Genomic DNA, 26,601 nt, shown 5'->3' with positions numbered 1-26,601 from the left:
CGCACCTTGTAGGGTGCAGCGCTGAGGGACATGTTAGCCATGTATTATCAGACCGAATGAGTTCAAGGCCTCTAGGATGGAGCCGTGAGGGAGCTGACAAAATGGCGCATTTGAGGGCATATTACTTCAACCATGGAGATATGCTGGAACTGGTTCAGGCTCAGAAACTGCCAATGGCGGCGGGTGCAGAAAATGAGATAATCGCAGATACAAAAAAGCTTGGAGAAGGCATGTACTCAGAATGGGGAAAATATGTCGATCATGCGAATCATACGGTAAGCATACTTGGTCAGAAGTATGCCTGGCTTAGCGCACAAATTTCACATATTTGACATGAAGAGAATTTAGGGATTATAGTAACCACGGAAGTACAATAACTTTTCAATAATCAGGTGGTTCTCACATTTTTAATTCCTACAATAAACTTACGCTGTCATAAAACAAAATCGGGATTTATGGAGAAGGCTATGTTAAGGGTAAGATACGGAACAGATCATGATTATGATCGAATCATGGAGATTTACAGATATGCACAGGACTATATGATTCAATCTGGGAACCCGAATCAATGGGGGCATTTTTACCCAGAATCAAGTCTAATAAAATCAGATATACAAAACGGTCTGTGCAGAGTAATCTTTGACGAAGATGGAATACATGGAGTGTTCGCTTTGCTTGAAGGAACAGAGCCAACCTATCAACATATTGAAAATGGTGAATGGTTGAATGACGAACCATATGTGACGATCCACAGGATAGCTGGGGATGGTCTGGCACACGGACTGCTTCGGTGTGCTGTGGATTATTGCAAAGTCACATCTCCAAATATCAGGATAGATACGCACAATAACAATCATGTGATGCAGAGGCAGATAGAGAAAAATGGATTCAAGAAATGCGGCACCATATATGTTGCTGATGGATCACCAAGGATAGCTTATCATTGGTCACGATTATAAATTCGGATTAGAAGGGTTAATAAGTAATGAATCCATGGAAAAACTAGTGATGCTTGATTATGAGTGTTTTTTGGAGGAAAAATAGTTATGAATTGTCCTAAGTGCGGAAAAGAAATGAGAACAGGATTTGTCGAGGCAAAGAGTGCAGGAAGTCTTACGCAAGCTTTTACACAGGTTACATGGTATCCTGAGGAATATAAAGGCAAATTTATTAAGAGGGAACCAGTAACACTTTCATTGCAAGCGGAAGGTCAATATTGTGATGAGTGCATGACTGTGTTTGCAAGTTTTAATCAGAGATAAAGAATCGGATTTTATAGAGAAATATGAGTTACAGTGAGGCTTTTGTTGTTTTGTGATGATTGACAACATTATATGAATTGGGTGGCATGATTCGGTGTAATATAAGCATTACTGAGGAGAGAATGGATGAGAATAGAAATTATCGCCTTTACAGAAGAGGATACCACTTGTCGGAGAAACTTAAGGAAAAGTGGATGGAGAGCGGTGAGCTGCCGGTTTTTTCCAGGGATATGGAAGAAAGGGGGCATCATGAACGCCTTGAGATAGAACTTCATGCCAAAACAAAGGCTCTTCCTGAGATTTCTGAAACCAGGGAGTTGTCGGAACTGGTTGGAGACTGGTTCGGCTGCACTGCTGAAAACTCCAAATCCGGAGATTATGACGGTGACAGTAACAGTGTAAGCGTCGGTAATGATGCTGAGCCTTATAAGTATACAAATGTAAGCTGCAGATACGATGTCATCATCTTTGTCGGCTCCACAGGAATTGCGGTGAGAGCCATAGCGCCTTTTATAAAACATAAGTCGGAGGATCCGGCGGTGCTGGTGATCGATGAAGCCGGACATTTTGTCATTTCCCTCCTTTCCGGGCACTTGGGAGGCGGTAACGAATGGGCTGGAATTGCGGCTCGCCTTATAGGAGCGGAGCCTGTCATAACTACTGCAACAGACAATGAAGGTGCGTTTGCAGTGGATATTTTTGCCAAAGAAAATGGGTTTACTATCACTGATTTTGGTCTGGCAAAAGAAGTTTCCGCCAAGGTTCTGAGAGGGGAGAAGCTCCGCATATACAGTGACATCCCGATGGATGATCTCGTTAAAAAGCCTGGGATCACTGAGGCTGAAACTGTCGGAATAAAGGACCTCGACAAGGCTGATATCATCATAAGTTTTAAGTCCAAAATTCTGGAGAGTCCACCGCCTGTGATACGTCCGTTCAATGCCATAGGATTGAAGCTTACGACTAAACGTATTTATGTCGGCATCGGTGCCAGAAAAGGTGTTGACTTTGAAGATGTGCAGAAGGCTTTTGACAGCTGCATGAAATCTGCCGGAATCTCTAAAGATGCGGTGGCAGCGCTCGCCAGCATTGATCTTAAAAAGAACGAGCAGGGCATACTTACTTTCAGTTACAAAAATGAGATACCGTTTGTGACATTTACAGCTTCAGAGCTTGAGTCTCAGGAAGGAGCATTTGCATCAAGCACTTTCGTGAAGAGTGTTACCGGTGTGTCCAATGTCTGCGAAAGGGCAGCAGTCTACGCTGCGTCACGAAACGGCCGGGACAGAGTACTGGTGCACAAGCAGATCTATGGAAGTGTGACACTGGCGGTGGCGGTTCAGGAGTGAGAAATTTTCTGCTTCTGACTTGCAGACAATACGGTTTTAATGATAGGAAATTAATAATTTTGTATAATAATCCATGTTATCAAAAAAATAGGTTTAGTTTCAGGAGAGTCAGATGTACAAAGTAATGCTGGTAGATGATGAGAGCGCAGTACTCGATATATTGAAAAACAGGATAAATTGGCAGGAACTCGGAGTCGACAGTCTTTTGTATGCGCCCGATGGTCAGACAGCACTGAAGAAAATGGCGGAGCAGAAGATAGATATCGTGATATCCGATATTCAGATGCCTGGTATGAACGGGCTTGATCTTTCCGGGCAGATAAAAAAATTATATCCGGATACAAGAATTCTGCTTCTTACAGCTTATGGAGAATTTGAATATGCGAGAAAGGCTATTCAGCTTGGGGTTGAGAATTATCTTTTAAAACCGGTGGTAAAAGAAGAAATAGAGCAGAATATAAGAAACACTCTGGACAATCTCTATCGCAAAAGACTGAAGGATCCGGAACTGCTTAAGGAGAATGTCCTGAGGAGATGGATATTGGGAACCATATCCGGGGAGGAGCTTGCTGACCGGGCAGGGGTTCTTGGTATAAATATGTATATGCCTTCTTATGCTGTGCTTTGTTTCTCCGGCAGGAATAAGGAAATTCCGACAGGGATTATAAGTGAAGGATTGAAAAAAGAATTTGCAGGAGATGACATCTTCACTCTATGGGATGAAAAAGGGAAGTATACAGCTATAGTCGCAGGACAGAATATAGATAAGGAAATATTGAAGGATAAAGCAGAAAAGCTGATTAAAGATAACGGATTGGAGAACAACATCATTATAGCCATTGGAGCGGTTGTAAATGATGCTGAAAATATTCATATCAGTTATAGGATCGCCTCGGATCTCATTGAAATGAACGATTCATGCAAGGCAGGTGCGATTCTCACGCAAATCACGGTAAACGGAGATATGGAGTCTGAACTGATAATGGAGGAAGTAAGAACTTTCTTTTTCATAGGTGATGATGAAATCATAAAAAATGGTATTGAGAGGCTTGCCATCAAATTTTATAAGAATCAGGAGAGGGGCAAGGCATTATACAATTTCATGAAATGCTGTTCCAGAGTCATAATTCAGGAATTTGAAGAAAGTGAGAAACCTCAAGTTGAGGCTTATTTTACAGAAGGCATCCCTGATGAAAGTATTTCTGACAGCATGTCTCTTGAGAACTATATCTCGAAGATTAAAGAGGTTTTTGATTTTGAAAATAGTATTTTCAAAAAATGTTTTGATTCACTGAGTCCTATCGTAAGGCTTACAATGCAGACAATCCATTCAAGCGTTCTTGAGGGAAAAGGTATATCAATAAAAGAATTCTGTTCAAGAAATGGTATGAATCCGGCTTATCTAGGACATATTTTTAAAAAAGAGACAGGATATTTTTTTAATGATTATCTCATGAACAGCAGGATCAGGAGGTCTGTGATACTTCTCCGCAATCCGTCCAGAAAGATAAAAGATATTGCAGAACAGGTGGGATTTTCGTCAACAAGCTATTTTGTTAAATGCTTCAGGGCAGTAAAAGGAGTTTCACCAGTGCAGTACAGAATTGATAATTCGGAGAATGGCAGATGAGGAAATATCGCAATTCCATAATAAAAAAAAGCATATTAGTATATTCTGTCATAGTCATGTTTATAAGCTTGCTGGCAATGTTTTTTTCCTACAGCAGTGAAAAAAATGTACTTCTTTCGGATCTGAATCTGAGACTTGTCCAGATTGAGACGGAGTATGAGGACATCATAGGTAATTTTTGGAACATTTATATGCCGGTATATGAAAATACTGAAAATGAAATGACGTTAAGAAATTACTTCAATTCAAAGGAAGAATTATCTCCTGTGGAAAAAATAAACCTGAAAAGGCTTCTTCATTATATGGCAGCCAGGGACAGACGAGTTCAGTGGGTGGCTGCCATAAGAAACGATGTTGTAAGTTATATATATTACAGTGATAAAGACTCTTTTTCCGAGATACTTGATGGCTTTCCATTTATAGGAGATGTAAAAAACAAACAGAATCAAATGGAAATATACGGGCTTCATAAAGAAAATGATGGAGATGAAGACGTGAAGTGCCTTGCGATAGCGGGAGGAGTGCCCGATTTAAGTAATGGTGGGGCTATTATAGCGGGTTATAATACCGGCAGGCTCAACAGCTTCAGCAAGGGAAATAAAGAATTTGAATCTGTGATTTTTGAGGGTTCTAGATCTGGAAGGGTGATATACCATAGTTCATCAGAGCCTGTGGATATAAATTCGGCATTTTTTTTGCCTTTTGGAAGAGAAGGTTCCAGACTGCTTCTTATAAACCATCATCTTTATATGATGAGGTTTTCTGAAAATAATAACGATACCACAAAATTCTTTTATCTGATAAAACTGAGCGAATATATCGTAAAGACTATAAAGCTTCCTATACTTATCCTTATAGCAATCATAATCATCGGAATAGCCGCATGGAATCTGTACCTGAGGAATATGGATCTTGTTATGGATGAAGTTGGTGTAATTCAGGATTCACTTAAGAAAATTGGACACAATAATTTGGAACACAGGATAAATTATGACTTCAATCATTCTGAATTCAGCATTATAGCGGCTTCTATAAACAAGATGGCGGAAAAACTGGATGAGAATATAAACAGAGCACGTATATACGAGCAAAAACAGAAGGAAGCTGAGATGAAGGAGCTTTCTGCAAAATTCAATCCGCATTTTCTCTATAATACTCTTGAGATATTCAGAGCAAGGTGTTATGAAAACGATGATCCGGAAACAGCGGAACTTATCGGTACAACAGCTTCTATATTCAGGGGATTTATCGGAGCGAAGACATTCATTCCCATTAATGAAGAGCTTGCATCTACCAGAAGATATCTGTCATTGTTTAAGGCAAGATACGAAGGAAGGGTCAGTGTGTACTATGATATTAAAAGCGAGATCCTTTCATATGGAATCATAAGAAATGCATTTCAACCTCTTATTGAAAACTATTTTGAACATGGTATAGATCCTGAAAAGGATGATAATTATATCAGGATAAAAGGCAGCGTAAAGGATGAGGAAAACATAGAATTCCTCATTGAGGATAACGGGATAGGAATGGGCATAAAGGAAATTGCTGAATTAAACAGCAGGATCACTGAGCCGATAAATAATGAAAAGGAAAGCTATGGGCTGAAAAACCTGAACCAGAGGCTTAATCTGTTTTATGGTGATGGATATGGCATCAGGATTTTTCCGGGAGAGAAAAAAGGCGTGATCATCAGTATGCTTATAAAGAAACAATCATGCGAGACAACGGATGAATGACATGGAAAAACGGCAGCCAAAGTACATAAAATATGTAAGAAAGACACTATTGGTGATATCATGAATTTTTTCAACTATCTATAATTTTTTTCGTATAAAAGATCAAAGCCTCCTAATAGAATATGTTGTAGAGCGAAGGAGATAAGCCATACAGCATATTCTTTAAGGAGGTTTTTTCTATGAAAAAAATCAGGCTTAGTGAGCCAGTCAAATTATTTCTATATGTTTTGCCGGCGCTGATTTATATCTTTATTTTCAAATATCTTCCCCTTTGGGGCTGGGCGATTTCATTTTTCCAATATAAGCCTGGATTGCCACTTTTTAAATGTAATTTTGTGGGTTTGCAGAATTACATTCAGCTTTTCGGAAATGCTGTAATGAGAACAAATCTCATAAGAGTTCTGAAAAATACATTTGGCATACAGATTCTGAACTTTCTCTTTATGCCGGTTCCCATGCTTTTTGCCATATTTTTAAGCGAGGTAGCGAGCAAGAGATTTCAGAAGCTGGTTCAGACAGTTACTACACTGCCGCATTTCATAAGTTGGGTCATAATGTTTTCTCTAGCCACCTGTATGTTTGGAAGCACAGGGCTGGTAAATACGACTCTTCAGAACGTGGGAATTTGTAAAAGCATAAATGTTCTTAACACCAATAACAATGTGTGGCTTATCCAGGCACTTCTTGCTCTATGGAAGTCTATGGGGTGGAATGCAATCATATATTTTGCAGCGATCACCGGACTCGATCAGAGTGTATATGAAGCGGCCATGGTGGACGGCGCAAGTCGGATGCAGAAGATAAGATATATAACCATACCACTTCTGCTTCCTACATTTTTTGTTCTTCTTATAATGAGTATCGGAAATTTTCTTAATTCAGGTATTGACCAGTTTCTGGCATTTGGCAACGCGCTCAATAAGGACACCATAGAGGTTCTGGATCTGTATGTATATAATTTGGGAATAAAGAACGGGCAGATATCTTTCAGCGTTGCTGTAGGTGTTATGAAATCACTTGTTGCGATGGTTTTATTTGCGGCAGCCAATTTCTTTTCAAAAAAGGTCAGAGGAACAAGCGTATTTTAAATGTATACGATGCTCTGATGTTTGTGACTATAGATAGAAACAGGAGTAAATATGGTTATCAGTTTAAAACAGACAGACACGCTGAAAAAAGATTCAGTTAGAGTTGAAAAATCCACAAAGGTAAGGATGAGTACACAGGATAAAATTTATAACGTGATTGCAATAATCGTGTTCTCTGTGATTACACTTATATGTTTTTATCCGTTTTATTATCTGATGATATGCACTATCTCAGATCAGCAGCTGGTTGAGCTAAATAAGATTTATATGATACCGAAAGGGATAAATTTCAGAAATTATATAGAGATTTTAAATGTACAGAATCTTGCGAATTCAGCATTTATTTCGGTGGCAAGGACGCTGGTAACAACAACCGTAAGTTTTTTCTGTACCTCATATATGGCTTATTTTTTTACCAAACAGCAGATGTGGGGACATAAATTCTGGTACAGATTTACCGTTATCACAATGTATTTTTCGGCAGGCCTGATTCCTATATATCTCAATAACAGGATGTTGCATCTCAATAACAGTTTTCTTGTATATGTGGTGCCGTCAGCTATTTCTGTATACAACATGGTGCTTGTAAAAACTTCCATAGAATCCATGGGAACAGAGTTGGAAGAATCGGCGAGGCTGGATGGAGCAGGATATCTGACTATATTTTTCAGGATCATACTTCCGCTGCAGGGACCTATACTTGCGACAGTATCTTTATTTACGGCGGTAAATCAATGGAATGATTTTTTTACAACAAAATTATATATAACAAATACAAAGCTGTATACGCTTCAGTATCTGCTATATGAACTGCTTAGTCAGGTCACTGCAGCAGCTAATCAGATAAACAATGCCGACCCATACGCAAGCATTACCCCTACAGGTATCAGACTCACTCTCACGGCTATCGTTGTGATACCTATCATCATGGTTTATCCGTTTATTCAGAGGTTCTATGTAAAGGGAATAATGCTTGGCGCTGTAAAAGGCTGAGTTAATAAAGATTTTAATTTGAAGGAGAATTAAAGCATATGAAAAAGAAGGTTTTTAAAAGGCTGTTGTCTATGCTTGTCACATCCGGCGTTGTCCTGTCGCTTGCGGCATGCGGAGGTGGGGATAATGTACCTGCAATCGGGGCATCTGGAGCAGAATCTGCATCTGCTGCGTCAGAGAATGGCGTTCCCACCATTTCCTTATATCCGTCGGCTGCCAATCTTCAGAGCGGGGTCGTAGGCGGTTTTAAGGGAGAATATTTTGCAGAAAGAGGTTTTAATGTAGATGTATGGGCCTATTCTGATGAAAAGACAAATGCAATCCTTGCCAGTGGGGATCTTCCTGATGTCATGTACATCCCGGCAAACAGGCTTGATACTATGATTGAGTCAGGAATGCTTTTGAATTTGGATGATTATCTTGATAAGATGCCGCATCTCAAGGAATTCAAAGAGGCAGAGCCCGCTCTTAATTACATCAGAAAGTTTAAGAGTGCAGGAACAGGCAGTATATATGGACTTACAACAGATATCGGAACTAACTATGCCAAGTATAAAATGAGTGATTCCACTGAAAGAAATGCCCTAAAACTCAGATGGGATGTTTATGATGAAATAGGTGCTCCTGAGATAAACTCTATGGATGATGTGCTTGATGTTATGGAAAAAATGCTGAAGGCGCATCCGACTGAAGAAGATGGAACGACCTGCTACGGAACAGTCCTTAATAATGGATCTGATTCAGAATATTTTGCAAACATGACAATGTGGTACAGGATGCAGGGATATAAGGAGGATCAGCTTCCATATCTTCTTGAGGCCGATATGGTAAATGGCAAATTTACGTCAATACTTGATAAAGACAGCATGTATTACAAGGGTCTCAAATGGTATAACGAAGCATACAGAAGAGGACTTATGGATCCAGACAGTATCAATAATGACAGGCCTACTCAGAAAGTTAAGGTTGATAATGGATATGCTATGGTGCCGAGCGGTTATCTTCCGGGATGGGCTGATAAATATCTTGAATACTATGTCCCTGGAACACATCTGTATTACAACTATGACCAGAAATATGGTAATTCCAATGTAATGATCGGAATAAATGCAAATACTGAAAATCTTGACGCCTGCCTTAAATTCCTGGATATGCTCTGTGATCCGGACGCATTTTTGTGGGTTCGTTCAGGCCCAGAGGGAGAAATCTGGCAGGTCGATGAAAATGGTGTTGCTTCTCTCACAGATAAAGCCATCGAAAGCATAAAGATAAATGGTTCTGAGCGTTCAGGTTTTACGCTTGAATCAGGAGAGGTTGTTGAGCTTTGGAATACTCCGTGGATCATAGCCAATGGTGTTGAAACAAAGTACAAAGATAAAGATGGAAATTTCAGATGCTGTACCACTGCCGGCTGGCCGGAAATGCGTGAATTTGACGCAGAGAAGGAGTCATTTAAAGCATGGCAGAAGACAACAGGATATAACAGCTGGCAGGAGCTTCTTCAGGATAAAGGTGCGCTTACAACCTCAAGTGACCTTGATAATCTGAGAAACTTTACATCTATACCTGACGATACGATGAAACTTACGATTGATGCAATTAAGGATAAGGTTGTTAATGCAAGCTGGCAGATGGTATACGCTAAAGATGATGCATCCTTCGACGAATTATGGCAGCAGATGGTTTCTGATTGTGAGGGACTTGGTGCCAAAGACATTATCGAGTGGCGTCTCAATGACATCGAAAATGCTAAGAAGATCAGAGATTCTCTTGGATAAATAATTTTCTTTTAAAGTGGCGGATACATCTTTTGTCCGTCACTTTTTTCATGAAGGATACCTGTTTATGAAAAAAATCAGCTGAATCAAATTTTGAAAAGGTGTACAAAATGAAATATAAAATTTTAGATGGAAGAAAAAGTTCAGGAATATGTAAGTTTGGAAGCTTCTGGGATAAGGGGCGGAAAAAAACTGCGCATGTAGACATCATATCCGGCGGCCGGAAAATATCCCATGATGATAAAATTGCAGCTTATTGGATGGACGGAAGCGTAAAGGCGATTTTTCATACAGTAAGGTGTGAAGATGCAGGAGATGAATTTGATCTTACTGATACTAATATTGATACTCAATGTGAAGATTTGGAGGCGGATAAACTTAAGGTTACAGAAAATGATGAATGCATTAAGGTGGAGACCGGCAGGGTTTCTTTCGAGATAAACAAATCAGGCCAGGAACTGTTATCACATTTTTATGCTGAAAAGGATGAGATAATGGCTATAAAGCCTGTAATGATTCTTGAAAGGGTATCATGGGATGGAAACGTGAGAATTATAAAAGATGAAGAATTTACGGGAGTTATCGACGGAGCCGTTCCTATAAATGAGGGAAAGTTATCGGCAACCTTCAAGGTTGAGGGAAGACATATAGACAGGGAATATGGCAAGGCATCATTTCCCTTTGTTATATATATAACAGCTTATGCAGGCATGGGCGAGATCAGCCTATCCCATACTTTTATATATGATGGAGATACTGCTGTTGACAGACTTAAGGGCATAGGTATTAAATGTGCTACATGTTCAAAGGGAGAAGCATTTAACCGGCATATTGGCTTTACGACAGATACAGATATGGCGTTTCATGAAACAGCGATTAGGCTTGAGAGCAGGATTCCAAAGACAGGAGATGGATATCTGCTTGAGCAGGCAGCAGGTGAAAGAATAGATATTTCAGGGGATGATAATGCAAAAAAGGCTGTAGAAAATCTTCCGGTATGGAATGAATACAGTCTGATGCAGGACAGTGACAGACATTATGTTATATCGAAGAGAACGGGAGACGGATGCGCAGCTATAAAATGCGCTCATGGCTGCAGAAATGAAGGAGCGTGTGAGATAGCCTATGAAAACGTCAGGATACTGGCGGGCATCAGAGATTTCTGGCAAAGATATCCTTCGGAAATAGAAATCAGAGATTTATCTAAGGAGGAAAGCCTTCTGTATCTGTGGTTTTACTCGCCAAAGTCCTGCGGTTATGATTTTTCTCATTATGATAAAAGAATGTATTCTCAGACTTCATATGAGGGATTTGAATATATGGGGGAAGGAGCCTATGGCATTGCAGCCACAAGTAAAGCAAGGATAGGCATTGAACGGCTGCATGAGAAAAATGCTGCTGGTACTGAACATAAGGAAGAAGTTCTTTTATTCGATGAGAAAGAACTAAAGGAGTTTGCAGAGAGAACTGCAAAGCCTCCGGTGTATGTGACCTCGCCGCAGGAATATAGAAAATCGAGAGTTTTTGGTGAGTACAGTCTTCCGGAGCATGGCAGTGAAGTAAGAGAATGGATTGAAAATCAGCTCAACGAAATAGCAGAGTTTTATCTCAACGAGATAGAAGCAAGATCCTGGTATGGATTTTTTGATTATGGAGATGTGATGCATTCCTATGATGCTATCAGACATAAATGGAAATACGATGTGGGTGGCTTTGCATGGCAGAATACAGAGCTGATTCCTACATACTGGCTTTGGTTTTATTTTCTGAGGAGTGGGGACAGCAGAGTGTTTGATATGATGGAAGCCATGAGCCGACATACCTCTGAAATTGATATATACCATATCGGCGATATAAAGGGGATGGGCAGCAGACATAACGTACTCCATTGGGGATGTTCCTGCAAGGAGCCCAGGATATCCATGGCCGGTCATCATAGATTCTGCTATTATCTGACCGGGGATGACAGGCTTGCCCAGGTTATGGCAGAGGAAAAGGATGCAGATAAATCCTTGGCGAAAGTAAGATATTTTATGCAAAACGGAAAACTTATGATAAGAACAGGTCCTGACTGGACCAGCTTTCTTTCGAACTGGGAGACTTATGTTGAACAGACTCTGGATAAAAAGTATATTGATAAGATAAAAAACGGAATTGATTCTATAAAGAAGGCACCGCTTAAATTTGAGTCTGGTCCAGCATTTTTATATGATCCAGAAACAGGAAAGCTTGAATATGCAGGTGAGTCGGATGATACTGGCGATATGCATCTGCAGGTGTGCATGGGTGGAGTACAGGTATGGCTGGAGCTTTGCTATGATCTAGAGGATGAGGAATTTAAGGAAATGCTTGCTGATCACGGCGCTTTTTATTTTCTTACTCCTGATGAAAAGAGAAGGGCAACAGGTGGAAAGATAAATAAGAGGGAATATCATTTCCCATATTTTGCAGCAGCTTTAGGTGCATATTCCGCAAGAGAGAGAAATGACAGAGATCTTGCTGAAAAAGTCTGGAGAGAGCTTTTGTCAACTCTTATAAAGGAGGGATGTACACAGGGCTTCAGAGCGAACATCTATAGTCATGGGAAAGATGGAACACTGCTTCGCGAGATTCCGTGGCTCAAGACAAATTTTGCTTCTCAGTGGAGTATAAATATGATAATGGCTCTGGAATTTATAGCTTATTCACTACCGGATACAATGGAAAAAGTATTCAAACTTGTTGATAAGGAAATACTTGATAATTATCACAAGGCCTGAGGATGGAAATGTCAGACACCGCTTTTTAGACTCACCTCATATGAGGGAGACTAAAGAGCGGTGTCTGCTGTTTATTGGACTATACTGACATGGGTGAACAGATCTTGTGAGATTCCATGCGATTATTCAGTAGTCGCATTGTTTATTAAATGAAATTTCAATAAAAGCTACTACTTTTAATGCTATACTAAGACTGATTGAAGAAGTACAGAAAAGTATGATGTCAGTAAAATAAAACTGCATTTATGGAGGCAGAAATGGGAACGGTATATGCTGTTGGCTTCGGGCCGGGGGGATGTCAGGTACGAGACATTGGAGGCAAGAGAAGTGCTGTCCGGTGCCGATGTGGTAGTTGGATATAAAACCTATGCAGATATAATCAGGAAACAGTTTCCGGAGAAGGAGTTTGTGATTTCCGGGATGCGTGAGGAAGAGGAACGTTGTAAAAAGGCAATGGAGCTTGCGATAGCAGGTAAGAATGTTGCCGTTATTTCATCCGGTGACGCAGCGGTTTACGGTATTTGTCGTTTGTATATATGATAATGAGCGATAAAAAACGATATGATCATAAAGTTCCTATAAGGGTTACACGAAGCGCGGGAACTGCAAAGTATGACAATGTCACGGAATCACATGATATGGAGAGAGTATTAAAAGACTGCTACGATAGGTATAGAGTCCTTGGTATTCCGGATGAGGTGGTTAGAAGATGCTTAAGAGATCCAAGTGCGACAGTTATGGATTACCTAAATGCGTCCCGTTATAGCTATGAAGAAATGTATGAGAGATGCAAGCCGACAATCGGATAGAGAATGATTAGATAAATTTGTAGCCTGACTAATGAAAATTAGCCAGGCTATTTTGAATTAGAACCCAAAAGAACGTAAGCGTGAAAGTGATAGGATTACCATTTAAGGCTTACGTTCTTTTGCATTTGTCTAAATAATGAATCTGTTATATCAGAAATCGAATTTATCGACTTCAGCCTTATATGGAATAGACGGAGCTGCACCGCGTTTAGTAACAGATATAGCAGAAGCTCTAGATGCAAAATCAAGAGCATCTTGGACTGGCGTTCCTTGTGCTATGGAAGAGATGAAATACCCAGTAAAAGTATCACCAGCTGCGGTAGTATCTATAGCCTTAACAGAGTAAGCTGATTGGACATACTTATTCTTTCCGTCGTAATAAATGCTTCCTTTGGTGCCAAGCGTCAATACTATTTTACTGTTTGAAAAATGCTGATAGAGTAGCTCTGTATAATCCTGATTTAGAACTTCAGAATTTTTGCAGAGGTTCGATGCTTCAACTTCGTTTAAAACTAGCCAATTGACTTTTTTTAAATCTACTTTATGAAGCTGTGAAGAGATAGGAGATGGATTTAACCATATTTCCATATGCTTTTCGTATGCCTTATCAACGATATAATCAAGTTCACTAATCTCATTTTGCAATACAAGATAATCGCCTTCCTGAAAATGGCTCAAAGTTTCATCTATTTGAGCTTTGGTGATCATCATATTAGCACCCCCGTAAAGGAGAATACAGTTCTGGCCATTTGTATCAACTTGAATAATTGCATGACCTGTTGGTACATCAATACTGCGAATCATTGATACGTCTACATTGCTGCTTGAAAGGGCATGTAACAGCATGGAGGCATCATCACCTACTGCACCAGCATGAAAAACGGAACTGCCGGCTCTTGCGATGGCAATAGATTGATTTAATCCTTTTCCACCAGTAAAGGTGTTCATTTCGAGGGAGGAAATAGTTTCTCCCGGCTGAACAAAATGCTCAACTTTATATACTTTATCAACATTGAGTGATCCAAAATTTAAAATTTTCATGATGAGTGATGGTTACTCCCGTTTCTTATAATTCTTTGAATCTAAAATCATTGAAGGATGTGCGCCCTAATTCGAGTGACCCGCATCCAAACATACCATGATCATAAAGATCATTTTCTGCTTCTAGCACCTTTTCATCGTTAATGAACATGGAGATTTTCTTCCCCTGGAAGATGAGTTTGATTAGATATTTTTTCTCAAATTCCCAAGGAAAACAGGTTTCCGCAATGGTCTTTATTCCATAATTATTCAGCTGAATAACAGCTTTGTTGAATGAACCTAAACCTGCGTAATAAGCCATTTGAGCACCGAGTGAATGACCAACTAATAAATGACTAGTTCCATGATGTGGAGTGACTATAGCGGATAATTCATAATCTTTCGCATAATAGTTACCTGTATATGCAAATGCCGGTTCATTTCTCATGAGATTAAGCGTGCCACCATAAAGATCCCAAGCGCCATGATCTGTTGAAAAAGGCGTTACAGATGCAAAGTTCTTTTTCTGCTTTGATGTGTCAATTGTATAATTAGCTTTTCCGCTAATTTTAAATTCGTCAATATAAACCGCGGCAAGTGTCTTTGACTTTGCTGGAGAATATCCTTCTAAAACAAAACCAACTTCATCAATAACATCACCATCTGTATCTGGAAGTGTCCATGATAAATTTATCCATTTTCCTTGCACTAGTTTAACATAACCAGCAATATGGTCGGTTCTATCATTACAAGTACGGATATAAGGAGCCACGCCTGGAGTTTCATTGCCATTCCATTGGTCTAGATAGATCATCACGGACAGAGTCTGGCCTGAGTGTACAGTAGGACTGAATACGGGACTATATCGTTCATCGGAGAAGTCGTCACGGGTATAGAAAGGTTTGTAGAATACTTTGCATTGCTGCCCTCTGACGAAACGATCCATTAAAATTTTAAGCGAACCTTTTCCCTTATACGCAACATCTGTGGATTGCGACTCTCTGCATAAAAAATGATCAGAAAGACGAATATTGCTGGTGCTACCTGGAAGCTCAAAGTCAAAATAAATGTCATGAGGATTATAGGAATCCACTAGACTTTGAGGGGCTTCTTCACCTGCCAAACGATATCCAAGCAGAGCAATTTCACGAACATAGGAAGGGATATTTAAATTATTCAGATACCCGGAAATGCCAGAGAGAATAATGCCATCGTTAATCGGTTCTCGGTATTTGTCAGGAATCTCATCAAGGCTACAAGCAACTCCCATAATTGAACCGACGTTTCCTGCGTTGCAATCCGTGTCCCAACCATTCATTGTAGCAATTTCGATACTTCGGTCAAATTTTCCATTTCCGTAAAGGAGCGACATGATAATGGCGCCAGCATTAGGAATAATATGGCAGACTCCAGGATAACGGTCGTATCCCCAATTTGAAAGTAGGTAATCTTGACATAAATGCCAATCTTCTGGATGCTTTTCGTGGAATGCAATGACGGCCTCTACAACATTACGGTATAGACATTCTGAAGGGAGCTCATCCAGCGCTGCAGAAATTATTTCATTTACATCGCTTGTTTCAAATGCTTTTGAAATTGCTGCGGCAACAAACCTGGCTCCATATTTTCCGTTTCCATCATGTGAAACGCTGGCGGCTTTCTCACCATAATCCGCTGCACGCGTAGGATTACACGGATTTACAAACCCCCATGTGTCAATAAATATTTGGCCGCCTATTTGTTCTGCAAGAACTATTCCGTTCTGCTCGATCGATCCAGATTGTGGCGCTGGGATACCAGATTTTAAATTAAGATAAGCGGTATGTTCCGTGCTTACGCCATAACCGCCCCACCAGAACATCCCGACGCCTTCTCGTGTATAGTTTAGCCATGCATTTGCCACATCTTGAGGCTCTAGAGGACGATTATGGGCACTGTCAATGAGTGCGCGTAGAAAATAAACCGGCCCATTTACATCATCATCTGCAGCGAAATTTTTATATTCTTTTACATAACTAGTAATTTCTCCATAGGTTTTTCGAATACGATCATAGGTCCATATCGTTGGTTCTACAGGTGCGCCTAAACGAATACCGATATTCATTCCAAGAAAGCCTGCGTAAATCTTTTCAACATAATTGTTAACCATTTAATACCTCACAATAATGAAACATGTTGTTGATTTTTTTTTGACTACGTTGCACAATAAAACAGAGAAACCGGTTACTCGAATTGTAATCTGATTACTTGGAAAATTCAAGGAGTTATATGATGTACGACAATAAAAAAAGCTACACAATCGAAGAAATAGCAGAAATATGTGGCGTTTCAAAAGCTACAGTCTCGAGGGTTATCAACAATAATCCAAAAGGTGTGGGTGAGAAAACTAGAGCTATGGTCATGGAAACGATTGAAAAATTAAATTACAGACCTAATACGCTGGCAAGAAGCATTGCAACCTCACGTTCCGGTATGATCGGACTTGTTGTGCCGGATGTAGCGAACTTTTTTTATCCCAAAGTTATTCGTGGCGTAACAGATTATTATATGACTCAAAATGGATATACAGTTTTGCTTGGGAACTCAGACTATCATCCAGAAACGGAAGCTGCACAGTTGATGAGGATGGTGGACAAGCGAGTAGACGGAATTATTCTATGCTCTGGTGTTTCAAATATTAAATTTTTGAGAGATTTTAGAAAGTATAATATTCCGCTTGCGCTAATGGGAAGATCCTTTGACAGTTCTCTTAGCGATGTAAGCATTACTGGAGACAATGAAATTGGTGGATACAAATCAGCTAAATTTCTGTTAGATGGTGGTAATCAAAGAATTGCTTATGTGGAAGGTCATACAGATATCTCTGGTTCCATTCAAAGGCTAAAAGGCTATAAGCGAGCTTTGAAAGAAGCCGAAATACCTTTTGATGATGCGTTGACACTCCATGGAGATTATACGATTGACTATGGAAAATCAGCAGCCGATGAATTGCTTGATTCAAAAGTCAATTTTGATGCTGTGATGACAGGAAGCGATTTGATAGCAATAGGTATGGTCGCGGAGTTTGAAAGGCGGGGAGTTCGGATACCAGAAGATATAGAAGTGATAGGATATGACAATATTGAGCTTTCAAAGGTGTTTAATCCTGCATTAACAACGATGTCTAAACCTCACTATGACATGGCTCAGCATATCTCAGCACAGATTTTAAACGTAATTGAAGGTAGACGAGTTATGTTGCCACATATGGTTGTAGAACCTACTCTTGTCATTAGAGAAACGACAAAAAGTCATAGGAAATAAATAGTTACGAGTATAAATTATCTCTCGGAAAGAAAACGGTTCACTTCAACTTGGCTGTTTGAATTGCGCGACATGACTTGAGACGAGTGAAAATGCACAATAAAAATAGTTATTATATTTTAAAATTATTTAATATGCACTTCTTATTGCATGTTTTTACATGTGGTACTATAATCACAGCTATAAAAGAGAGAAAACGGTTACTCTTATTGCTGCGAATTCCCGGGAGGGTAAATGAATACTAAAATGGAAAGAGCAAATATCAAAAGACATAGAGCATTTCATAAGATTTGGCAGGATCGCATTTTATATGTAATGTTATTTCCTACAATAGTTTACTTTTGCGTGTTCAGAGTATGGCCTATCATCAACATGCGCCTTGCTTTTTACGATTTTAAGGCAAGAGGATCATGGACTTTTGTTGGTCTTAAGTATTTCAGGATGATTTTCAAGACTTCTGCGTTTATGGATATTTTGCGGAATACATTGATTATTAGTTTTATGAAATATGTACTTCTATTTCCGTTTTTTGTTATTTTCGCAATTTGCCTAACAGAGCTTAGATGGAACAATTACCGGAAATATGTTCAAGTCATTTCTTATCTCCCACATTTTCTTTCTTGGGTTGTTATTGCAGGAATTTGGATTTCTTTCCTTGCACCGTCTGACACTGGTGGACTAAATCAGTTACTTAGTTATTTTAATTTAGGCCCAGTTGACTTAATGACAAGTAAAAAAGCAATACGATGGATATTAATGATTTGTGAAGGTTGGAGATCACTTGGATGGGATTCAATCATTTATTTTACTACCATCATTGGAATAGATGCATCGCTTTATGAGGCTGCAATGATTGATGGGGCTAGCCATAAACAACTAATTCGCTACGTGGTTCTGCCGGCCCTTATTCCGCCGATGACAACAATGTTTATTTTAAATCTCGGTTTCTTTATGTCGGCTGGCTTTGATCAAGTCTATAACTTTACTAACCCTGCAGTTAATAGCGTTATCGATATCCTTGATACTTACATCAACCGAGTTGGCATAGAGAATGCTCAATATAGTATTAGTACTGCAGTTTCCTTAATTAAAGGCCTTGTAGGAGTGGTTTTGGTCTATGCAACGCATATTACCTCTAAGAAAATCACTGGGGAAGGAGTATGGTAAATATGGGAAGAAAGCGAACAATCACTGTTGGGCAGATACTTCTCTGCATTACGATGTTTCTGTTTACATTAACAATACTCATACCACTACTTCATATTCTGGCACGTTCTATTTCTGATCCGACATGTTCATCAGAAATGGGTGGATTGGAAATAATACCAAAGGGCTTTAGCCTGATTAATTATCAAGTTATTCTTAGCAATAAAAATCTTGTTCCATCTATATTTAATTCAATATTTATTACTTTGGTTGGAACCGCATTGAACATCGGCTTGACAATTATGGCGGCGTACGCGTTAACGAGACCGGGATTGATAGGCAAAAAACTCTTAATGGCATTTTTTATTGTAATGATGCTGTTTGATCCGGGAATTGTACCGGAGTACTTGGTAATTAAATCGCTTCGATTGATGGGAAGTCAATGGTCCGTGATTCTATGCCAGTCTGTGAATGTCTATTATCTTGTTATTATGATGCGATATTTCGAAAAAGTGCCGCAGGATATCTGTGAAGCGGCGCAAATAGATGGAGCAGGTCATCTGACAATACTCTTCGATATTATTATGCCACTAGCAGAAGCAGGAATTGCAACGATTACCATGTTTTATGCAGTTTTAAGATGGAATGAATATTATCGTGCGGGAATCTATATTTCTAATATTTCAAAGGTTCCGCTGCAAGTCATTTTGCGCAAGTTTGTAGTAGCGGGAGATACAACAACACTAATTGGAACACAAAATTTGATGAATTATGATGCACTCGCAAAGTTGGACTATACAGCGTTACAGTATGCAACAATTGTTGTTGCTATTATACCAATTCTGTTAATTTATCCTGCTGTTTTAAAGTTCTATAACAAGGATGTTATGGCAGGTGGAGTAAAAGGATAATTTTTTAAGGAGGTTTTATTATGAAAACAAAAAAACTGCTCGCAGCGACTATGTTCGCAATGATGACTGCAAGTTTTCTTGCGGGATGTGGAAACTCGGAAGCAACAGATACTCCGACCACTCCTGCAGGGACAGAAGCAGCGAACGTGGATGCTGAAACAGTAGGAGCGCCAAGTGACACAACGGAAACTTCATTAGACCAAGGTATTGGAGTGTCAGTTGATCCATCAACTGTAACCTGGGAGCCAATTGGCTCAGAAGATGCGCCAGTAGATGTCAAAATCGTAATTAAGGACGTTTTTCCGAATGAAGAAGATGTCATTGCGCTTGCTAAAAACATCAATGAAAAGATGGCAGCTCATGGTCAGTATGTAAATGTTATTTTTGAGGAACCACCTGCATCCAGCTATAAAACTGCGATGCCGCTAGCTGTAATGAACGGTGAGATTGATGCGGATCTCATTTATTTCCAGGGAGGAGATCAAGCTGTAGCAGATCAAGGCTTATTGGAAGACTGGACTCCATATATCAATAAGTCAAATTTTATGAAATCTATCATGGATGAATCAAATGCGGAGAAAATGAAAAATTATCCTTATCTGCTCTGGCTTGCACCACCTAGAACACCTGTGCCAGTGATGAGAGGAGATTGGTCTAAGCAGTTAGAGAGTTCGCAGGCGCTCTTTGAAGATCCTACCGTAGACAATTACTATACATTTTTCAAGGAAATTGTAGATAAGGGACTCGCTAAACATGTCATTGATGCCGATGGTTCAACCACAAGACTGGATAGTATTTTTAATCATGCCTTTGGTGTTACTGGAACTGTAATTCAGGAAGATGGAAAATGGATATTCAGCAAGGCGAGCCAGGCTGAAAAGTCTAAGCTGGAATTTTATGCAAAGTTATATAAAGACGGATTACTTGATCCTGATTTCTTGACAGATACATGGGATGTCATGGAGCAAAAATTCTATGAGGGATCTAATGCAGTTATTTCTGGCACAGCTGGCGCAGTTATCCAAGTTTACAATAACAAGATGACTGGAACGAATGGCGACGAATCAGAGCTTGTTGTTTTACCACCTGCTAAAGGCGTTTCGCAGTCTTATACATCTGTTGATGTAACAAAAGAATCAAGAGGATTTGGATTAAATGTTGATTCGGAGCATAAGGAGGCGGCAGCTGCAGTACTGGATTTTATGGCTAGTCCAGAAGGAAGAATTCTTGATAAAGTTGGAAATGAAGGCATTGAATATAATGTCGAAAATGGAAAAATTGTTTTCACGGATAAATTCTCTGGTTGGTGGGCAAGATTCTGGGATTCAATGGTCAATTTTGATCCAAAAAATCCATCTTTAGCAGAGCCGGTATTTTCAACTCCAGCACAGGAGTCGTTAGATGAAGTAAATAAATATATGGTACTGGATAAGAATTTGATTATTCCTTCAGAGATGCAGCCGCAGTGGGATGCGATGATAAATCTTTATAATGAATATTCGGCAGATATTATTAGAGGAATCCGCCCAATTGACGATTTTGAAGAGTTTGTAGAAAAGTGGAATGTTGCTGGCGGAAATGACTTTGAATCGATTTTACAGGAAAAGTTTGGTTAAGTATACATACGAGCTGCTGTCACTGACAGACAGCAGCTCTTTTTAACACTAATTCAACCTACACTGTGGATGGAAGGTAACAAATGAGAAAGAGAGAAGAATTAATCAATAACCGTGACTTGCTTTTTGATAAAGTATATGGTGCATTATCAGGAATTGCTATTGGAGATTCGTTCGGTGATGCAAGCCGTATGGCTGAGAATAGGGCAAATTATCAAGTTACAACTGATTTTAATAAAGGTGCATCATGGAGTACCGATGATACAGAGTTTGCATTACTTACTGCAAAAACTCTTATTCGTTGCAGAGGAAAATTGACAAAGGAAGAAGTTGAAAAGTCCTGGATGGAGGATGTTGTTACACAGGATGATTATGAACGTGGAGGAAAGAGTGAAATCGAAGCCTCGGATAATTTAAGAAAAGGCATTCGTGCACCTCAATCAGGAAAATTTAATACATATAATATGAGCGATGGGTCGTCTATGAGAATCGGGCCTATTGGAATTCTCTGTGCGGGTGATGTAGAAAGGGCAAAAGAGTACGCACGTATTGAGTCTGAAATTAGTCATTATGGAGACGGTATTTGGGGAGCACAGGCAGTTGCAGCAGCAGTTGCGGTAGCTATGGTCGACGGAACAATTAAAGAAATTCTGGATGCTGCGATGGAATGTCTTCCTAAAGATTCTTGGGTCTATTTCAACATGCAAAAAGCTTTTGAAATTCTTGATAATAATGATGGCGATTTGCTTGCTAGTTGGATGGAATTACATGATTTCTTGCGTTGCACCACATGGGCAACAACTGCAGAGGCGCTTCCATCGGCATTTGCGTGCTTACGATGTGTGAATGATGATTTCCGAAAAGGAGTTATTGTTGCAGGAAATTGGGGACGCGATGCAGATACTATAGGGGCAATCGCGGGAGTGATTTTGGGTGCCAAGTATGGAGCTTCAAATATGCCGGAACGGTGGATAGAAAAAACAAGATATCCTAGTGGAACTTGTTTAAAGTTCACCAAGGGAATTGATATTAAGGATTACGCGGAAAAAATAGCTGATATTATGACGGAAGAATAAATTTAAGCTCCTTTAAGGATGGATGCAGAATATTCGCATCTATCTTTAAGGAGCTTTGTAGATTTGAAATATCGGAGGTGATAATGATGCTTAATTTAAAAAAAACAGCGGTTGCAGGTACGCTCGAATCGAGTGATGCTATGGTGACAGTGGAACCTTCGGATGATATATCCATAAATATCGAAAGTGAAGTACTGGAACTGTATGGTGAGTCAATTGAAAAAACCGTCTATGAAATACTGGAGAAGTTTGAAGTTTGTGGTGCATTGGTAAATGTAATTGACAAAGGCGCTTTGGACTGTACAATCCGGGCTAGATTGGCATGCGCTATTTGTAGAGCAGCTGAAATTTCTTATGATTGGCATAAGGAGGATATATTCGAAAAGGGAGAAAAGTAGACATGAATGCTGATACATTCAATGATGTACAATTGATGCGGACTTCGATATATACGGGTGGAAGCAGTCCTGCGAAAATGATTCAAGCAGGTTTCTATAATGAAGACTGCATAGTATATGACTTGGAGGATTCCGTATCGAAGCTTGACAAGGATGCAGCAAGGTTCCTTGTGTATTGTGCAATTAAATATCAACGTCCGGCTAATAAGTATGTTATTGTTCGGGTTAATGGACTCTATTCTGATGAATTTGAAGAAGACCTGCAGGCAATTGTGAGAGCGAAACCAGATGCTATTAGAATACCTAAGGTTGAATATGCTTCAGAAGTGCGGAGTGTTGATCAGCGCATCACACAAATTGAGATGGAGGCTGGGGCGCCAATTGGAAAAATACAACTTTGGTGCAACATTGAGTCTTATATGGGAGTTATTAATGCAAGAGAAATTGCAAAGGCAAGTCCACGTATTTCTGCTATGGCTTTAGGCGCAGAAGATTTTACTGCAAGCATGATGGCTAAACGAACGAAGCCTGGGTGGGAAATTTTTTATGCAAGAAATGTGGTGCTGATGGCTTGCCGTGAAGCTGGTATTTCAGCACAAGATGCAGTGTATTCGGATATTAATGATCTAGAAGGATTAAAAGCAGATCTTGAAATGACAAAGGCACTTGGCTTTGATGGAAAGACATGTGTTCACCCTAATCAGATTGATATTGTTAATGCTTGCTTTACTCCTTCTAAAAAAGAGATTATTAAGGCAGAACGCGTGTGTAACGCTCTAGCTAAGGCCGCAGAAGAACATACTGGCGTTTGTGTTCTTGATGGTGACATGGTTGATAAACCTATGGAATTAAGAGCAAAAATAATTCTTGCAAAAGCACGAGCAGCAGGTGTAGTGGAGAAATCTATTCAAGTTACCGGGCCCCAAAAGAAGGATAAGGATGAGTTATGAAAAATGCAATAGGCAGAGAGTTGCCTGATAAAATAGGAGACTACATTGTAATGCCATATAAAGGACCATATGAAGCACAAATGTATCAGAGGTCCGTGGCTTCAAATCGAAGAATGGGGCATCTTCTCGCAAATGAACAGAAATTATTGCCGGATATTAAAACTGCTATTTTGGAATCGGGGCTGGAAGATGGAATGACTATCTCTTTTCACCATTGCTTCCGAGAAGGAGATCGTTTGATTGGTCAAGTTTTAAATGCAATTCGTGAACTTGGCATTCGACATCTAAAATTTGCTCCAAGTGCGGTGGTTAATATTAAAAATCCGTCAATAGTTCAGTTTATTCATGATGGAACGATTGATCGTATTGAGGCAAGTGGTATACGTGGTGAACTTGGTGATGCGATTCTTAAAGGCGCATTGGATAAACCTGTTATTTTGCGACCACATGGCGCGAGACCACGAGTAATTGAATCAGGAGAGTTAAATATTGATGTTGCATTTATTGGTGCATCGCAGGCGGATGATTATGGGAACTGCACAGGACTGGTCGGGCCAAATGCGTGTGGCGCGTTGGGATACTCATTTATTGATGCCTTTAATGCAAAGAGAGTTGTCGTGATAACTGATAATCTTGTGCCTTATCCGTGTGTGCCAGTTAGTATTTCTCAGCAGTATGTGGATTTTGTAGTAAAGGTGGATACCATTGGTGATACAGAAAAAATAAGCGCGGGTGCAGCACGGTTGACAAATAATCCACGAGATCTTTATATCGCTGAAAGATGCGCTGAGGTTATTGCATCCTCGCGTAGATTTAAAGAAGGATATTCTTTTCAGACAGGAGCTGGTGCGATTTCGATTGCAGTGACAAAGTATCTGCATCAAAAGACTCAAGAACGCAATATTTATGCAAGTTTTGCATTGGGCGGAATTACTGGAACTATAATAGATATGTATGATGCAGGGCTTTTGAAAGCGGTTGAATGTAGTCAGTCTTTTGATTCTATAGCTGCAAAAGCAATTATGGAAAGACCTGGTGTATTGGAAATTGATAATTCGAATTACTCAAATCCATATACCAAGGGTGGATTTTTGAATCGAGAGGATTTTGGAGTCTTGGGCGCACTAGAAGTAGATACAGACTTTAATGTAAATGTTTTGACTGGTTCTACAGGGCATATGATGGGAGGCCTTGGTGGCGGACCTGATGTGGCAGCCGGAGCTCAGCTATCTATTGTGACGATTCCAATTATTCGTGGAAGAACGCCAAGTATTGTAAAGAAAGTTAGAACGGTTTGCGAACCGGGTGAAACTATAGCAGCTGTTGTAACTGAAGCTGGCATTGCCTTAAACCCACGGCATAGAAATTATGCTGAAATTAGCGAGGATGCTGAACGGGCTGGATTAAATCTTGTTTCTATTGAACACCTGCAAAAGATTGCAGAGCGATTAACGGGTATTCCTAAGCATATACCGACTGCAGAAAGAATTGCATGCATTGTTGAATATCGTGATGGTTCCGTTCTGGATTTAATATATTGCCTGAAGCCATAGGGCGAAGTGATTATTATAGAAGTGAAAACTTTATAATCGAACTTCCAGAAATGAACTGCCATCAACACAATTATCTGTGTCCTGGTTTGAATCAAATCATATAAGTGACGTATTATGTACCGGTACGATGTATAATTGTGACATTTAACTAAAAAGATCTCGAAAACATTGTGTAACAGTACAAATTTACAAATAGGGTTGTATTTGTTATATTACTCATTGTGAATTGTGACTGGTAAAGCAGGCAAGGCTCACGCAGATGATACTGACTGTATATGATTCAGTTTTTGTTATGCGTATAGCCCTGTCTTTTTTTGTCCCTAAAATTCTTGATTTAGACGGAGGTCTTTTGTGAAAGTAGTAAAAGCACTTAACAATAATATGGTGCTGGTCCGTGACAAGGATGGGAATGAGTCGATTTGTCAGGGAAAAGGCATCGGATTTCAGAAAAAAACCGGTGATAGCCTGGAAGAAGACAAAATCGAACGTCGCTTTATACCGGAGAATGCTTCGGAAAGTCGTCACTTTCAGGAACTCTTTACTGAAATTCCCGATGAGTACTGGGAGATTGCAGAGGATGTACTTGAGTATGCAAGGAAAGAGTGTAATGTCCATGTTTCCGACAGAATCATTCTGCCTCTTTGTGATCATATGGCAGGAAGTATTGAAAGAAGCCGTGAGAATGTTTCACTGGACAATCCCATGCTTTGGGATATCAAGCGTATTTATCCGGCGGAGTTCAGGATTGGTAAATATGCTCTTAAAGTATTGAAGGACCGGTTTGGAGCGGACATGGCTCAGGATGAGGCGGCGTTTATCGCGTATCATTTCGTAAATGCAGAACTTGCCACCAGATCCACGGTATCGCCGGACGAAGTTTCCAGACTTATTGGCAGTGTTGTGGACATTGTTCAACAGTCTTTTCAGACACAACTTGATGAAGAAGAGTGGAATTACCAGAGATTCCTCACTCATCTGAAGTTTTTTGCAAAGAGGATTCTTTCAAGAGAGTGTTATGAGAATTCCGAGGATGATGACATTTTTACTGAGTTATCCGGACGTTTTATCCATGTAAAGAACTGTGTTGACAGGATAGCTGATTATATTTTGATCGAGTATCACTATGATATCAGTTCTGATGAACGTCTTTATCTTTTGATCCATATAGAACGTGTAACACGCCGGATCAGATCAAAATAAAAAATTACAGGTTATCGTATG

General features: G+C 39.7%; 22 protein-coding genes and 1 pseudogene. 21 read left to right on the top strand and 2 right to left on the bottom strand.

What is annotated here, in order from left to right; all coding sequences use genetic code 11:
• The 12 genes and pseudogenes from BM294_RS16130 to BM294_RS15865 form a co-directional block, all read left to right on the top strand.
• Positions 1–119, top strand: a pseudogene (locus BM294_RS16130) (UPF0236 family transposase-like protein); the annotation flags it as partial.
• Positions 120–467: 348 nt separating this feature from the next.
• Entirely contained in the window at positions 468–959 is a 492-nt protein-coding gene (locus BM294_RS07990) for an N-acetyltransferase (RefSeq protein ID WP_091206631.1), read from the top strand.
• Positions 960–1,046: 87 nt separating this feature from the next.
• Complete coding sequence (locus BM294_RS07985) at positions 1,047–1,262, top strand: PF20097 family protein (protein WP_029324271.1); 216 nt, start codon at positions 1,047–1,049, stop codon at positions 1,260–1,262.
• 122 nt (positions 1,263–1,384) lie between these two features.
• Positions 1,385–2,611, top strand: a complete 1,227-nt coding sequence (locus BM294_RS07980) for a cobalt-precorrin 5A hydrolase (RefSeq protein ID WP_175494596.1) — start codon at positions 1,385–1,387, stop codon at positions 2,609–2,611.
• A 112-nt stretch (positions 2,612–2,723) separates the two neighbouring features.
• Positions 2,724–4,241: a response regulator gene (locus BM294_RS07975; RefSeq protein ID WP_091206625.1), complete on the top strand. Its 1,518-nt coding sequence runs from the start codon at positions 2,724–2,726 to the stop codon at positions 4,239–4,241.
• Positions 4,238–5,980 (top strand): sensor histidine kinase, encoded by a 1,743-nt coding sequence (locus BM294_RS07970; protein ID WP_091206622.1) that lies wholly within the window; start codon positions 4,238–4,240, stop codon positions 5,978–5,980. Before BM294_RS07975 ends, BM294_RS07970 begins: the two co-directional genes overlap by 4 nt.
• Before the next feature lie 179 nt (positions 5,981–6,159).
• Positions 6,160–7,068 carry an ABC transporter permease gene (locus tag BM294_RS07965; protein ID WP_091206619.1) on the top strand — a complete coding sequence of 303 codons (909 nt, stop codon included), beginning with the start codon at positions 6,160–6,162 and terminating at the stop codon, positions 7,066–7,068.
• A gap of 51 nt (positions 7,069–7,119) precedes the next feature.
• A complete protein-coding gene (locus BM294_RS07960; RefSeq protein WP_242944481.1) occupies positions 7,120–8,061 on the top strand; it encodes a carbohydrate ABC transporter permease in 942 nt (313 codons plus the stop codon).
• 38 nt (positions 8,062–8,099) lie between these two features.
• Positions 8,100–9,839, top strand: coding sequence for a type 2 periplasmic-binding domain-containing protein (locus BM294_RS07955; RefSeq protein ID WP_091206617.1), 1,740 nt, complete (start codon positions 8,100–8,102; stop codon positions 9,837–9,839).
• Positions 9,840–9,949: 110 nt separating this feature from the next.
• Positions 9,950–12,598 carry an exo-rhamnogalacturonan lyase family protein gene (locus BM294_RS07950; protein ID WP_091206614.1) on the top strand — a complete coding sequence of 883 codons (2,649 nt, stop codon included), beginning with the start codon at positions 9,950–9,952 and terminating at the stop codon, positions 12,596–12,598.
• 270 nt (positions 12,599–12,868) lie between these two features.
• Complete coding sequence (locus BM294_RS07945; RefSeq protein ID WP_091206611.1) at positions 12,869–13,138, top strand: SAM-dependent methyltransferase; 270 nt, start codon at positions 12,869–12,871, stop codon at positions 13,136–13,138.
• Positions 13,139–13,236: 98 nt separating this feature from the next.
• Positions 13,237–13,407 (top strand): hypothetical protein, encoded by a 171-nt coding sequence (locus BM294_RS15865; RefSeq protein ID WP_175494595.1) that lies wholly within the window; start codon positions 13,237–13,239, stop codon positions 13,405–13,407.
• A 150-nt stretch (positions 13,408–13,557) separates the two neighbouring features.
• Here the strand turns inward: BM294_RS15865 and BM294_RS07935 are convergent, their stop codons facing one another.
• Both BM294_RS07935 and BM294_RS07930 read right to left on the bottom strand, forming a co-directional pair.
• Positions 13,558–14,448 (bottom strand): ribokinase, encoded by an 891-nt coding sequence (locus BM294_RS07935; RefSeq protein ID WP_091206606.1) that lies wholly within the window; start codon positions 14,446–14,448, stop codon positions 13,558–13,560.
• 25 nt (positions 14,449–14,473) lie between these two features.
• Positions 14,474–16,576, bottom strand: coding sequence for an ADP-ribosylglycohydrolase family protein (locus BM294_RS07930; RefSeq protein WP_091206603.1), 2,103 nt, complete (start codon positions 16,574–16,576; stop codon positions 14,474–14,476).
• 122 nt (positions 16,577–16,698) lie between these two features.
• Here BM294_RS07930 and BM294_RS07925 point away from each other — a divergent pair, with 122 nt between their 5' ends.
• The 9 genes from BM294_RS07925 to licT all read left to right on the top strand — a co-directional run bounded on the left by BM294_RS07925 (position 16,699) and on the right by licT (position 26,580).
• On the top strand, positions 16,699–17,730 hold the full coding sequence (locus tag BM294_RS07925; RefSeq protein ID WP_091206600.1) for a LacI family DNA-binding transcriptional regulator: 1,032 nt from the start codon (positions 16,699–16,701) through the stop codon (positions 17,728–17,730).
• Positions 17,731–17,964: 234 nt separating this feature from the next.
• The gene (locus BM294_RS07920; RefSeq protein WP_091206597.1) at positions 17,965–18,897 is read left to right on the top strand and encodes an ABC transporter permease; all 933 of its coding nucleotides are present in this window, start codon (positions 17,965–17,967) and stop codon (positions 18,895–18,897) included.
• A 2-nt stretch (positions 18,898–18,899) separates the two neighbouring features.
• Positions 18,900–19,787: a carbohydrate ABC transporter permease gene (locus tag BM294_RS07915; protein WP_091206594.1), complete on the top strand. Its 888-nt coding sequence runs from the start codon at positions 18,900–18,902 to the stop codon at positions 19,785–19,787.
• Between the two features lie 20 nt (positions 19,788–19,807).
• A complete protein-coding gene (locus BM294_RS07910) occupies positions 19,808–21,403 on the top strand; it encodes an extracellular solute-binding protein (RefSeq protein ID WP_091206592.1) in 1,596 nt (531 codons plus the stop codon).
• An 83-nt stretch (positions 21,404–21,486) separates the two neighbouring features.
• Positions 21,487–22,479, top strand: a complete 993-nt coding sequence (locus BM294_RS07905) for an ADP-ribosylglycohydrolase family protein (RefSeq protein WP_091206590.1) — start codon at positions 21,487–21,489, stop codon at positions 22,477–22,479.
• 83 nt (positions 22,480–22,562) lie between these two features.
• Complete coding sequence (gene citD / locus BM294_RS07900; RefSeq protein ID WP_091206587.1) at positions 22,563–22,877, top strand: citrate lyase acyl carrier protein; 315 nt, start codon at positions 22,563–22,565, stop codon at positions 22,875–22,877.
• Positions 22,878–22,879: 2 nt separating this feature from the next.
• The gene (locus BM294_RS07895; protein WP_175494594.1) at positions 22,880–23,827 is read left to right on the top strand and encodes an HpcH/HpaI aldolase/citrate lyase family protein; all 948 of its coding nucleotides are present in this window, start codon (positions 22,880–22,882) and stop codon (positions 23,825–23,827) included.
• A complete protein-coding gene (gene citF, locus BM294_RS07890; protein ID WP_091206585.1) occupies positions 23,824–25,380 on the top strand; it encodes a citrate lyase subunit alpha in 1,557 nt (518 codons plus the stop codon). The genes BM294_RS07895 and citF overlap by 4 nt, the downstream gene beginning before the upstream one ends.
• Positions 25,381–25,731: 351 nt before the next feature.
• Positions 25,732–26,580 (top strand): BglG family transcription antiterminator LicT, encoded by an 849-nt coding sequence (gene licT / locus BM294_RS07885; RefSeq protein ID WP_091206582.1) that lies wholly within the window; start codon positions 25,732–25,734, stop codon positions 26,578–26,580.
• The last annotated feature ends 21 nt before the right edge of the window (positions 26,581–26,601 follow it).

It is taken from the genome of Oribacterium sp. WCC10 (assembly GCF_900113415.1).
GTDB lineage: Bacteria > Bacillota > Clostridia > Lachnospirales > Lachnospiraceae > Oribacterium.
This window is presented reverse-complemented; position numbering and strand designations above follow the sequence as displayed.